We start from the raw sequence: 12,823 nt of genomic DNA, 5'->3' as shown, positions 1-12,823 counted from the left end.
AAGTCGTCCTACTTAAAGATAATTATTTTAAACGGCTTAAGTGCTTAGCCAGTTGCTCAGTAATTGCTTGATTAACTTGTTCTATTGGCGCAGAGGCATCAATCATGATAATGGATTCATCATTATCTGCAAACGATAAAAACGTTTCTCTTGCTCTATCAAAAAATGCGATTTTTTGTGTTTCTATTCGATCAAGTTCACCTCTTGCAGCGGCACGTGTCAGTCCGATGCGAGGGTCAATATCCAAGTACAATGTTAAGTCAGGTTTAAACCCATTTAGGCTAATATCGCTAATCGATTTAACTAGCGTCATTAACCCCCGTCCACCACCTTGATAAGCTAATGAAGATAAGTTATGGCGATCGCCCAATACCCATTGCCCTTTAGCCAAAGCAGGCTTAATGACATTCGCCACTAACTGAGTACGCGCTGCATAAAAAAGTAAACACTCGGCTTCATCACACAATGGATCGCTATCGTCAGCGACTTTGACTAAGTCACGTATTTTTTCAGCCAGTGGCGTGCCGCCAGGCTCGCGGGTACATACTGGCTCAGCCTCGGTATGCTCAGTTATAATTTTTTTGACTAAGGCAATTGCAGACGACTTTCCCGCACCTTCCAACCCTTCAATAACAATAAATTTTCCAACGCTCATTTTTGGTTTCTCTGATACTTGTTAACCGCGTTATTATGATCACGTAAATTAGTTGAAAATACATGCGTGCCGTCATTTCGAGATACAAAATATAAATAATCTACTTTAGCGGGGTTTGCAGCCGCAAACAGTGACGCTTTACTCGGCGCCGCGATTGGCGTCGGCGGTAAACCATTAATTCTATATGTATTAAACGCAGTCTTTTCGCGTAAATCTTTACGGGTGATATTGCCTTTATAGCGCTCACCCATACCATATATAACCGTTGGGTCAGTTTGTAAACGCATACCTTTTTTAAGGCGATTATTAAACACCGCGGCGACCCAATTGCGCTCAGTCGCTTGGCTGGTTTCTTTTTCAATAATAGATGCAATAATAAGCAGTTCATAGGGTGATTTTAAGCGTAAATCCGCATCACGGTTTTGCCATGCTTGTTGCAAGTCTTGTTGCATCATCTTATAACTACGTGACAACACCGCTTTTGCAGTATCACCCGCGTGATAATGATAGGTTTCTGGCAAGAATTTACCTTCTGGTAAACCCGAGTCATCGCCGTTTTCAATCAATATTTGATTAAACACATCGTCACTAAAACTAAGCTGTGGTGTTGTTGATAGCGTGTGCAGCCACTCTTTTATGGTTTTACCTTCAATTAATGTCAACGCAAAAGACTTCTCTTCTCCACGATTAATCCGTTGTAAAACATCTGCCAGTGTGTCTGACGGAAATACGTCATAAAGACCTGTTTTAATTTGTGCCCATTGAGGCTCGATTTTAACTAAATATTTAAATTTCCAAGCATCTGAAATTAAGCCCTGTTTTTCAAGCTTATGCACAATACCTATCGCAGTATTACCGCGTGCCACTGTTATTGTTGTTGAACTCGTTAAATTTACATGCTGCTGTGGGTAAATAAGTAGTTGCTGCATAAACCAATAACCGACAATAAGCGTAATGGTGATGATAGAAATTAGTGCTGTGAAAATTTTTAAAAATAATTTAGTCATATAGGGTTTGTTGTCTTTGTTGTCTTTGTTGTCTTTGTTGTCTTTGTTGTCTTTGTTGTCTTTGTTGTCTTTGTTGTCTTTGTTGTCTTTGTTGTCTTTGTTGTCTTTGTTGTCTTTGTAAGACTGAAGCCGATAGAGCAATTAACTTCAATAGATTTAAACAATTATAACCTTAACTATTGAAATAATTTAAATGACTTACTGATTTTTATCGCTTTTTAGTAATTCACATCTTAACGCTTCGCTTTTAGACCAAGGCGTAAACGGCAATTGATCAATATTTAATACATCCACTACATGTAATAAACTATTGGACATAAATACGGCGTCTGCATTGGCTATATCAAGTAGTGTTATATTGCAAACATCTACGTTAAACCCCATGTCGAGTAGCTGTTCAATAATTTTTCCTCGCGTCACCCCGCTAATCCCGGCATAAGACATCGACGGCGTACAAATATTGTTGCCAAAAACGGCAAAAATATTCGCCATTGAAGCACCGATCACTCGATTGTGTATATCAAGAACAAGCCAATCATCTGCATTTTCGGCTAATGGTTGCGACTTTATCAACACTTGTTCGAGACGGTTTAAATGCTTTATACCTGCGAGTAATGGTTGAGTCGCTAATTGAACCGGTGACACAGATAAAGAAATGCCTTGTCGCTGCCATTGAGCATAATGACTGGGGATTGTTGATACACTTAATACACTGGTAGGTTTACTCATGTTAGGGGAGGCATAACCGCGTCCCCCCACTCCTTTTGTAATCAGTAACTTAATACAATGATTTGGATTTAACTTTGCCACTTCAGTTAATTTAGTTAAAAATTGCCTATCTGGATGCCAGTAAAATCCCAGTCTTCTCGCACCTTGTTGTAATCGAGAAAAATGAGTATCTAAAAATAAAATCACGCCATTATGGCTTCGCATAGTGGCAAACAGGCCGTCACCATAGGTTAACCCACGATCAAAAGGACTGATCGCAGTATCCAGTTTTGGCGTAACCCAAACATTATCCATCAATCATTTATCTCAATTTAAAGTAGATAATAAAAGAGTCGTTAATTGCATAACGACTCTTTTCATTGCGATTAACCATACAATTACAGTTATTTTGCCAGCAAATGCTGCATACGTGCTTTTAAAATATCAATCGCGATCCGATTTTTTCCCCCACGAGGCACAATAATATCTGCATATTGTTTAGACGGCTCAATAAATTGCAAAAACATTGGCCTAACTGTGGCTTTATATTGACTGATTACTGACGCCATTGTGCGTCCACGTTCTTGCACATCACGTTGTAATCGTCTTAAAAAGCAAATATCTAATGGTGTATCCATAAACACACTCGCATCCATTAGCTTACGTAGTTTAGGATCGGTTAACAGCAAGATACCCTCAAGAATAATGACGCGTTTGACGCTCATTTGCTGCGTTTTTGGCATCCGTGTGTGTTCGGTATAACTGTAGGTTGGAATATCCACCGCGTTACCGCTTTTTAGCGCCGCTAAGTGCGTCGCTAATAACTCATGGTCGAGCGCCTTTGGGTGGTCATAATTGGTTTTGACACGCTCTTCCATGCTCAAATGACTTTGATCGCGATAATATGCATCTTCATTGATGACACCAATTTGATTGGTTCCTAAATCACGACATAATTCATGTAAAATTGTGTTCGCAATTAAACTTTTGCCAGACGCAGACGCGCCAGCAATCCCAATAATGACACATTGCTGTGAATTCATACCTAACCTTTATTCGTCGTCTGAAATACTGATTGAAACACTTGATTGAACTTGTTGTAGCGCAAGTTCTGCACCTAATTTGCGTGCTATAGAACGATAAATATCAGCGACTTCACTGTCAGGTTCGCTTACCACACATGGTGCGCCCACATCCATTGATTCGCGAATAGCAATATTTAACGGTAACGCACCTAATAATGGCACGTTGTATTTTTCAGCTATTTTACTGCCACCATGAGTCCCAAAAGGATGTTCTTTATGGCCACACTCAGGACACAAATGAAAACTCATGTTTTCAATAATTCCCATGACAGGAATACTGACTTTATTGAACATGCTAATGCCTTTTTTGGCATCCGCTAAAGCAATATCCTGCGGAGTCGTCACAATAACGGCACCACTAACCGGGAATTTTTGCGATAACGTCAATTGGATATCCCCAGTTCCAGGTGGCATATCTATGACTAAGTAATCCAGTTCTGGCCACTGGGTTTCATTTAACAACTGGGCTAATGCACCTGCTGCCATTGGCCCACGCCATACAGCAGCTTCATCATCGGCTAACATAAAACCAATTGATTGCGCTGCAATACCATGTGCACTCGCTGCAGTCATCATTTTGCCGTCAGGCGATTGTGGTCTGAAATTTTCAATACCAAGCATTAATGGAATAGATGGACCATAGATATCAGCATCTAAAACCCCCACTTCAGCCCCTTCAGCTTTTAAAGCAAGTGCTAAATTCACTGCAGTTGTTGATTTACCAACGCCACCTTTACCTGACGCAACGGCAATGACTTGCTTAACATTTGGGATTGGGGGAACAGAGGTAATTGCTGAATAAGTGTGAGGCTGAAAATCAATTTCACACTCAACTTCATCAATTGCATCCAAAACGGCCAATTTATTAGTCACTGCCATGACAGTATCACGATATTGGGTCATACATGGATAAGGATAAACTAATCCAAGCTGTAAACGCTTGCCTTCAATTGCTAACTTGCTTACACAACCTGCGGTGACTAATCCTTTTAATAAATAAGGATCTTGGTAATTATCGAGAATGGAAAGTACTTGGGGTAATAATTCATCAGATAACTGATAATCTGTTTGCGCATTAGACAAAAGTGTGACTCCTCAGATTAATTTTGTCTAATTGTATCAGAACTTCAATTAGGTTTAGCTGTTTATTGTCGATTTTGTCGCTTCAAATAATGAAAAAGTGGCGCTAATCGGTTAGTATCTTGGCAATATTTTTGAAGTGAATCGATGTAGAGACAAAATGACGAATTCAAAACGTAAAATTTTGGTTACCAGCGCCCTCCCTTATGCAAATGGTCCTATTCACCTAGGACACATGCTTGAATATATTCAGACTGATATTTGGTCTCGTTACCAAAAGTTACGTGGCCATGAATGCCATTATATATGTGCAGATGATGCACACGGCACACCTATTATGCTTAAAGCGCAGCAATTAGGTATTACCCCAGAAGAAATGATTGCCCAAGTTCAACAAGAGCATCAACAAGATTTTGCTGATTTTCATATTCAATTTGACAATTTTCATAGCACCCATTGCCCTGAAAACCGCGAGTTAGCCAGTGACATCTATTTAAAACTGCGTGACTCTGGATATATAAAAACCAAAACCATTTCACAGCTTTTTGACCCTGAAAAAGAAATGTTTTTACCAGACCGCTTTGTCAAAGGTACTTGCCCTAAATGTAAGAGCGAAGACCAATACGGCGATAACTGTGATAATTGTGGCGCAACTTACAGTACCACTGATTTACTTAATCCATACTCAGCAGTATCAGGCGCCACACCTGTTATGAAAGACAGTGAGCATTTCTTCTTTGACTTGCCTGCATTTGAAACCATGCTAGGTGAATGGCTGTCATCTGGTTCAATGCAACCTGAAATTGCCAATAAATTAAAAGAGTGGTTTGAGCAAGGCTTGCAACAATGGGACATCTCACGCGATGCGCCGTATTTCGGTTTTGAGATACCCGATCAACCAGGCAAGTTCTTCTACGTTTGGTTAGATGCACCTATTGGCTATATGGGTTCGTTTAAAAACTTATGTGATCGCCGCGATGACATTAATTTTGATGATTTTTGGAGCCTTAATTCAAAAGCTGAGCTATATCACTTCATTGGTAAAGATATTGTTAACTTTCATGGCTTGTTTTGGCCTGCGGTATTAGATGGCGCAGGAATTCGCAAACCAACCGGTATTTTTGCCCACGGTTACGTCACGGTAAACGGCGCTAAAATGTCTAAATCGAAAGGCACGTTTATTAAAGCGCGTACCTATTTGGATAATCTCAACCCTGAATACCTACGTTATTACTACGCGGCAAAATTAAATAACCGCGTTGATGACTTAGATTTAAACCTAGAAGATTTCGCCCAGCGTGTTAACTCAGATTTAGTCGGTAAGTTAGTCAACCTTGCTTCACGTACTGCAGGTTTTATTAGTAAGCGTTTTGATGGAAAATTGGCCACCATTGAAGACAAAACGCTCACCGAAGCATTTTTAGCTAAACAAGATACCATTGCGCAATTATATGAAACACGCGAATTTGGTAAGGCAATGCGTGAAATTATGGCGTTAGCTGATTTAGCCAATGCCTATGTTGCAGAGCAAGCCCCATGGCAACTAGTTAAAGATGAAGCAAAACAAGCACAAGCGCATCAAGTATGCAGTAACGCACTTAATTTGTTCCGTATTCTAGTGACTTACTTGAAACCTGTTCTACCGCAATTAGCGCAAAGCGTTGAAACTTTCTTGCAGTTAGAACTAACTTGGGACAACTTATCCCAAGCACTAGGTGGACATGAAATCGCTAAATTTAAAGCGTTAATGCAGCGCATTGAAATGAAAAGCATTGAAGCCATTATTTCTGACTCAACAGAGAACTTACAACCTGCTCAAGTAAAGCCTGTCGTTGAAAAGTCTGAACTTGAAAAAGAGCCTATCGCTGAACAAATTAACTTTGATGATTTTGCTAAAATTGATTTACGCATTGCGTTAATTGCTAAAGCGGAACACATTGAAAAAGCCAACAAACTGCTTCGTTTAGAGCTAGATTTAGGCAGTGAAACTCGCCAAGTGTTTGCTGGTATTAAATCAGCTTATGCTCCTGAAGATCTTATCGGAAAGCACACCGTTATGGTTGCCAACCTTGCGCCGCGTAAAATGAAGTTTGGTGAATCTGAAGGCATGGTATTAGCAGCAGGCCCAGGTGGCAAAGATATCTGGATATTAGAGCCACATGCTGGCGCTAAACCCGGTATGCGTGTCATGTAATTTGATATGTTAATTAAAAAAGGCAGCCAAAGCTGCCTTTTTTATTGCTATCGATGCAATATACTTAAACTGGATTATAAATATCTACAAATTGGTGCTCAATACCAAATTTTTGTGCGAGGTGCTCACCCAGGGCCTGAATTCCAAAACGCTCGGTTGCATGATGCCCAGCAGCAAAATAATGAATCCCTTGCTCCGTTGCATTATGGAATGTGCGCTCGGATACTTCCCCACTGATAAAGGCATCTACGCCAAGTTGCGCAGCAATATCAATATAATCTTGTGCACCACCTGTACACCAAGCAAGTGTTGAGATTTTATCTTCACCACCCTCAATATGTAATGGCTTATGGGCAAGCTTTTCGGTTAACAAGTTGGTTAATTGCTCTCCTGATAAGGGCGAATTAAGCTTACCTTGCCATAACAAATTTTGTGACACATTGACGCAAATTTCAACATCTTCAATGCCGAGCTGCTTTGCAAGTTGGACGTTGTTACCCAGGGTTTCATGGCCATCTAACGGTAAGTGATAACCAAACAGGTTTATATCATGTTTAATTAAACGACTTATACGCTTGTATTTCATGCCTGTAATCACTTCTGGTTCATTTTTCCAAAAAAAACCATGATGCACCAAAATAGCGTCGGCTTTCAGTACAATTGCTTTTTCAATCAACCCTTGGCAAGCGGTCACACCTGTCACTATACGGTTAATTTCAGCTTTACCTTCAACCTGCAATCCGTTGGGTGCATAGTCTTTATATTGCCCTACTTGTAAAAAGTCATTGAGGTACAAGGCCAGTGCTTTAGAAGAAATTGTCATAAATGGATCTTTGTAGATGATTTTTTTAATATTGTACGTGAGCATAGTCGGGCTTGCATTAGACAATGGTGCATTTTAAGCCTAAAAACATCACTTTTTAGCATCAAATTGGACTTTTTAGTCCATTCCCCATTAGAATTAGCCGCAACCTTAAATTAACGATAAAACTAATAGGTTATATATAATATGACTGCACTAAGCAAAGAAGAAGTCATCAGCGCGTTGTCTGCTGCGCTAGAGAAGCAATCAGGACAAGCGGTATCAATCGAGCAATCTGGTAGTTGGTATAAAATTGATGGTGGAAAATCTGTTCGTTTCAGTGAACTTGAAACGATGTTAGCTGAATTTGGAGCCAATGGTGCTTCAGCATCTGCTTCGCCTAAAGCGCAAGCTGCAAAACCAGCTAAAAAGGCGGCTGCTAAAGCACCTGTTAAAAAAGTAACCACGGCACTGACCCCACAAAACGCGGGTCTAACCCCTAAAGAGTTATGGCGTGCTAAACTGGCTAAAAAAGGCAATAACACTTTGCCTCGTGGTTTTTAATTTTAACACCACAACATAAGTCAGCTTATTGTTACAACAAAAAAGGAGCATTATGCTCCTTTTTTGTTTTGCCATGAAAATTCCAATATTGCAGCTAATTTACATCGCAAGGTCAACTCGTACATAACCTTTTAAATAGACAACCCGGACATCATCTCCAGCATTAAAGGCCATTGATGGATCTTCATCTTGAATCACCATGACTTGGGTGCCATCATCATTTTTTATCATCAATTCAATAATTTTATACTCAATATACTGTGGCGATTGATGATACTGTCTTGCCATTGCCCCTCCTGCAATTGCGCCAAGCACTGTCGCGACATTGCGCCCATGACCACCACCAAATTGATTACCAATAAGCCCACCAATTAATGCACCACCAAAAGTGCGCCAACCTTGGTTCTGATCTTCTATTAATTGTTGCTCAGTCACATGTTTAACTGACTCTACTGTGCCAAAAGTAACCTTTTCAACTTGTTGTGCGGTATTACGATCATACTTAGCTTGAGCGGGTGTCATTACACTCATTACAATTAAAATAGTGCTTAATATCGCCGTGATTTGTTTTTTCTTTATATGAAACATAAGCATTTTCCGCTAAATTATCATCATGGTTACTTCTAAATATACGCACTTGTGAACTCTCTGTCTTATTTAAATCCATTTGATGACTTTCCTGACCCACAACACGCCCTTACTGAACCTAATGGGCTACTTGCTGTAGGAGGATGCCTAGCACCAAAACAGCTACTACAGGCTTATTATTGCGGTATCTTTCCTTGGTTTAATGACGACGACCCTATTCTATGGTGGAGCCCAGATCCAAGAGCGGTGTTTACCCCAACGTTAACACCTGCAAGTCGTAGCTTGGCTAAATTTTTAAAGAAGCAAGATTGGACCTACACCGTCAATAGTGCTTTTGAACAAGTGATTAAAGGCTGCGCTAGTCCAAGGAAAACGCAAGATGGAACTTGGATAACCAATGAAATTGAGCAGGCCTATATTAATTTGCATCATTTAGGTAAAGCCCATAGTGTGGAAGTGTGGCACTTGGGCGAGCTGATTGGCGGACTTTATGGCATTGCTGTTGGTAATGTATTTTGTGGTGAATCGATGTTTCACACTCAAACTAACGCTTCAAAAGGGGCATTTACCGCATTAAATCACTGGCTTTACAATCATCAATTCACCTTGATTGATGCCCAGCTTATGAATTCACATTTAGTGAGTCTTGGTGCAAAAGCAATCACTAGAAATGAATTTATTCATCATTTACAACAAAATAGAAATGCTGTTATGCCACAATCTATGTGGCAACAAGGAGAAATACCCCTTGAGCTCTAACACCTTAAATGTTGCCGTGACTAAAACCTTTGAGTGTAGTTATATTCCAGGTAATCAAGAACGGCTTTTAGTGATACAAGAAAACCAGTTAAATGATCATTTGTTTGAGCAACTGTTGGCCATGGGCTTTCGCCGTAACGGTAACGCAATATATAAACCACATTGCGGTGCATGCCAACAATGTGTATCAATAAGGGTGCCAGCATTAGATTTCATCCCTTCTAAACGCCAAAAAAGAACCCTAAAAGCAAATCAACATATTCACTGGCAAGTAAGTCATCAAGCAAGCGAACATCACTTCCCTTTATATTGCCGTTATATTAACCAGCGCCATAACGACGGCCCGATGTTTCCGCCAACAAGTCAGCAATATAATGAGTTTCTTGATTGTGACTGGCTAGAACCCACTTTTATTGAACTGTTTGACGGTGAAAAACTCATTGGTGTCGCGGTAACGGATATGCTGCCAAATAGCTTGTCGGCAATATACAGTTATTTTGACCCTGATTATGAAAAAAACTCATTAGGATCACTGATGATCTTACTGCAGTGTGAACTTGCTAAGGAGATGGGCAAGCAATTTGTCTATTTAGGTTACCAAATAGATGACAATATAAAGATGCGTTATAAAAGACAATATCGTCCATATCAGTTATTAACTGCATCAGGTTGGCAAATTCATCAACAACTTAGCTGACTTTCTGCATTCTAGTCTTTACAGACTGTAGAATTTACGGCATGATACGCCCGATTTTTATATTTAAAGGCTAATGGGATAACTAATTAATGGCTAAAGAAGACAACATTGAAATGCAGGGCACTATCCTTGAGACCTTGCCAAATACAATGTTCCGCGTTGAGCTTGAAAATGGACATGTGGTGATAGCCCACATCTCTGGCAAGATGCGCAAAAACTACATCCGTATTCTAACGGGTGACAAAGTCACTGTTCAGTTGACTCCTTACGATTTATCTAAAGGACGCATTGTCTTCCGTGCTCGTTAATCGATAGCCTTATTATAAAAACCGACGTCATGTCGGTTTTTTTGTTAATGCGCGTCCAAAAAATAAAGCCACTCAGTGAGTGGCTTTTTATTTCATTTGAAACCTAATTAAGACACTTTCTCGGATTGCTGGCAATCGATATTGATTTCGTTATTTACAACATCAATCACTGCTACCCCACCTGACTCAAGTTTACCAAACAGAATTTCGTCAGCTAAAGGTCGCTTGATCAGTTCAGTGACAATACGGCTCATCGGACGCGCGCCCATGGCTTTGTCATAGCCTTTCTCAGCTAATAATGTTCTTGCCTCATCACTAACATCTAAAGTGACGCGTTTATCATCTAGCTGCGCTTGTAGTTCAACTAAGAACTTATCAACCACTTTTGCAATAACCGTCATGTCTAAATGATTAAACCACACAATAGAATCTAAGCGATTACGAAACTCTGGTGAGAAAACCTTATTAATTTCAGCCATGGCATCTTGAGTATGATCTTGCTGCCTAAAGCCAATAGACTTACGAACCGTCTCTTGTACCCCTGCATTAGTGGTCATCACTAAGGTAACATGACGAAAATCAGCTTTACGACCATTATTGTCGGTCAAAGTACCGTGATCCATTACTTGAAGAAGTAAGTTATAAACATCAGGGTGAGCTTTTTCTATTTCATCCAGTAATATCACACAATGTGGGTTCTTAATTACCGCATCAGTTAATAGTCCACCTTGGTCGTAGCCTACGTATCCTGGAGGCGCGCCGATTAAACGAGAAACAGTGTGGCGCTCCATATACTCAGACATGTCAAAACGGATAAGTTTAAGGTTTAAACATGCCGCCAGTTGATTAGTCACCTCTGTTTTACCCACACCCGTTGGCCCTGCAAACAAGAAGCTACCAACAGGCTTTTTGTCAGTGCCTAATCCACTGCGAGACAAACGTATTGCCGAGCTTAGGCTCTCAATGGCTTTATCTTGCCCAAACACCACCATTTTAAGATTACGTTCAAGGTTTTTAAGTAAATCTTTGTCGGTAGATGACACCGACTTTTCTGGTATACGCGCTAGCTTAGCAATGATTTGTTCAATTTCATTTTGACCAATGGTCTTTTTGCGTTTGCTTTGCGGCATCATTACCATGCGTGCGCCAGCTTCATCAATGACGTCAATGGCTTTATCTGGTAAATGGCGATCGTTAATGTGTTTGTCAGACAAACTTGCAGCACAGCTGATTGCTGCTTGGGTATAACGTACACCATGATGCTCTTCGTATTTTGATTTTAAGCCCATGAGAATCTTGGTTGTTTCAGCCACACTGGGCTCATTAATATCAATTTTTTGAAAGCGCCTTGCTAATGCACGGTCTTTTTCAAAGATACTTTGATATTCTTGAAAGGTGGTCGATCCCATACAACGAAGTTGTCCACTGGATAATAACGGCTTCAGTAAATTAGAGGCATCCATGACACCGCCAGATGCTGCACCAGCACCGATAATAGTGTGGATTTCATCAATAAAAAGAATGGCATGTTCATTTGCTGACAGTTCTTTTAATAAACTTTTAAAGCGTTTTTCAAAATCGCCACGATATTTAGTGCCGGCTAATAACGCGCCCATATCTAGTGAGAAAACTTGCGCTTTTGTCATCACATCTGGAACTTGGTTATTAACGATTCGATACGCTAACCCTTCTGCAATAGCTGTTTTGCCTACCCCCGCCTCACCGACAAGTAGCGGATTGTTTTTACGGCGTCGACATAAGGTTTGAATAGCCCGCTCAACTTCTTCATCACGACCAATTAATGGATCAATGTTACCCTCAGTGGCCATTTTATTCAGATCAGCAGCAAACTGCTCTAACATGGTGCGAGTTTCAGCCGTTTCGGCCGAGTCTTCATTTATTTCACCATCGCTGCCGTCATTCACTTGCTCATCTTTGGCAAAACCATGGGAAATATAATTCACCACATCTAAACGAGTGATGTCACAGCGACGCAGTAGGTATACCGCTTGAGATTCTTGTTCACTAAAAATGGCAACTAACACATTGGCGCCATTGACTTCATTTCTACCAGACGATTGCACGTGAAACACTGCGCGTTGTAAAACACGTTGAAAACCCAGCGTGGGTTGTGTTTCTTTGTCTTCAACAGGCTCGGCAATTAATGGTGTTGTTTGTTCAATAAACGTTGCAACTTCATCGCGCAGTTTATTAATGTCTGCCCCACAAGCAATAAGCGCTTCATATGCGGCTGGATTGTCTATCAATGCTAATAATAAATGTTCAACGGTCATGTATTCATGACGTGAATCTCTTGCTTGCTGAAAAGCAAGGTTTAAGGTCACCTCAAGATCTTTATTCAGCATAAGCACCCCC

The 12,823-nt window shown here is 40.4% G+C and carries 13 protein-coding genes; 5 read left to right on the top strand and 8 right to left on the bottom strand.

Features of this window, described 5'->3' with window-relative positions:
- Positions 1-22: 22 nt before the first annotated feature.
- From tmk to apbC, 5 genes are all read right to left on the bottom strand, one after another.
- Positions 23-655, bottom strand: a complete 633-nt coding sequence (gene tmk / locus G3R48_RS07570; protein ID WP_153663670.1) for a dTMP kinase — start codon at positions 653-655, stop codon at positions 23-25.
- Complete coding sequence (gene mltG / locus G3R48_RS07565) at positions 652-1,662, bottom strand: endolytic transglycosylase MltG (protein WP_153663924.1); 1,011 nt, start codon at positions 1,660-1,662, stop codon at positions 652-654. Before mltG ends, tmk begins: the two co-directional genes overlap by 4 nt.
- Positions 1,663-1,860: 198 nt before the next feature.
- Positions 1,861-2,685, bottom strand: coding sequence for an aminodeoxychorismate lyase (gene pabC / locus G3R48_RS07560; RefSeq protein ID WP_153663672.1), 825 nt, complete (start codon positions 2,683-2,685; stop codon positions 1,861-1,863).
- Between the two features lie 89 nt (positions 2,686-2,774).
- Entirely contained in the window at positions 2,775-3,413 is a 639-nt protein-coding gene (gene udk / locus G3R48_RS07555) for a uridine kinase (protein ID WP_153663674.1), read from the bottom strand.
- 9 nt (positions 3,414-3,422) lie between these two features.
- Complete coding sequence (gene apbC / locus G3R48_RS07550; RefSeq protein WP_153663676.1) at positions 3,423-4,538, bottom strand: iron-sulfur cluster carrier protein ApbC; 1,116 nt, start codon at positions 4,536-4,538, stop codon at positions 3,423-3,425.
- Between the two features lie 157 nt (positions 4,539-4,695).
- Between apbC and metG the strand changes: the two genes are divergently transcribed.
- Positions 4,696-6,729, top strand: a complete 2,034-nt coding sequence (gene metG, locus G3R48_RS07545) for a methionine--tRNA ligase (RefSeq protein WP_153663678.1) — start codon at positions 4,696-4,698, stop codon at positions 6,727-6,729.
- A gap of 64 nt (positions 6,730-6,793) precedes the next feature.
- Here the strand turns inward: metG and G3R48_RS07540 are convergent, their stop codons facing one another.
- On the bottom strand, positions 6,794-7,552 hold the full coding sequence (locus G3R48_RS07540) for a Nif3-like dinuclear metal center hexameric protein (protein ID WP_153663680.1): 759 nt from the start codon (positions 7,550-7,552) through the stop codon (positions 6,794-6,796).
- 186 nt (positions 7,553-7,738) lie between these two features.
- Here G3R48_RS07540 and G3R48_RS07535 point away from each other — a divergent pair, with 186 nt between their 5' ends.
- On the top strand, positions 7,739-8,095 hold the full coding sequence (locus tag G3R48_RS07535; RefSeq protein ID WP_153663682.1) for a hypothetical protein: 357 nt from the start codon (positions 7,739-7,741) through the stop codon (positions 8,093-8,095).
- Between the two features lie 99 nt (positions 8,096-8,194).
- Here G3R48_RS07535 and G3R48_RS07530 read toward each other — a convergent pair whose 3' ends face one another.
- Positions 8,195-8,689, bottom strand: a complete 495-nt coding sequence (locus tag G3R48_RS07530; protein WP_153663684.1) for an outer membrane lipoprotein — start codon at positions 8,687-8,689, stop codon at positions 8,195-8,197.
- Positions 8,690-8,734: 45 nt separating this feature from the next.
- Between G3R48_RS07530 and aat the strand changes: the two genes are divergently transcribed.
- From aat to infA, 3 genes are all read left to right on the top strand, one after another.
- Positions 8,735-9,442: a leucyl/phenylalanyl-tRNA--protein transferase gene (aat, locus tag G3R48_RS07525; RefSeq protein WP_212593260.1), complete on the top strand. Its 708-nt coding sequence runs from the start codon at positions 8,735-8,737 to the stop codon at positions 9,440-9,442.
- Positions 9,387-10,139 (top strand): arginyltransferase, encoded by a 753-nt coding sequence (locus G3R48_RS07520; protein WP_153663928.1) that lies wholly within the window; start codon positions 9,387-9,389, stop codon positions 10,137-10,139. Before aat ends, G3R48_RS07520 begins: the two co-directional genes overlap by 56 nt.
- Positions 10,140-10,228: 89 nt before the next feature.
- Positions 10,229-10,447 carry a translation initiation factor IF-1 gene (infA, locus tag G3R48_RS07515; RefSeq protein WP_011496276.1) on the top strand — a complete coding sequence of 73 codons (219 nt, stop codon included), beginning with the start codon at positions 10,229-10,231 and terminating at the stop codon, positions 10,445-10,447.
- A 107-nt stretch (positions 10,448-10,554) separates the two neighbouring features.
- Here infA and clpA read toward each other — a convergent pair whose 3' ends face one another.
- A complete protein-coding gene (gene clpA / locus G3R48_RS07510; RefSeq protein ID WP_153663686.1) occupies positions 10,555-12,813 on the bottom strand; it encodes an ATP-dependent Clp protease ATP-binding subunit ClpA in 2,259 nt (752 codons plus the stop codon).
- Positions 12,814-12,823: the final 10 nt, after the last annotated feature.

Source organism: Shewanella intestini (genome assembly GCF_018221465.1).
In the GTDB taxonomy this organism is placed as follows: Bacteria; Pseudomonadota; Gammaproteobacteria; order Enterobacterales; family Shewanellaceae; genus Shewanella; species Shewanella intestini.
This window is presented reverse-complemented; position numbering and strand designations above follow the sequence as displayed.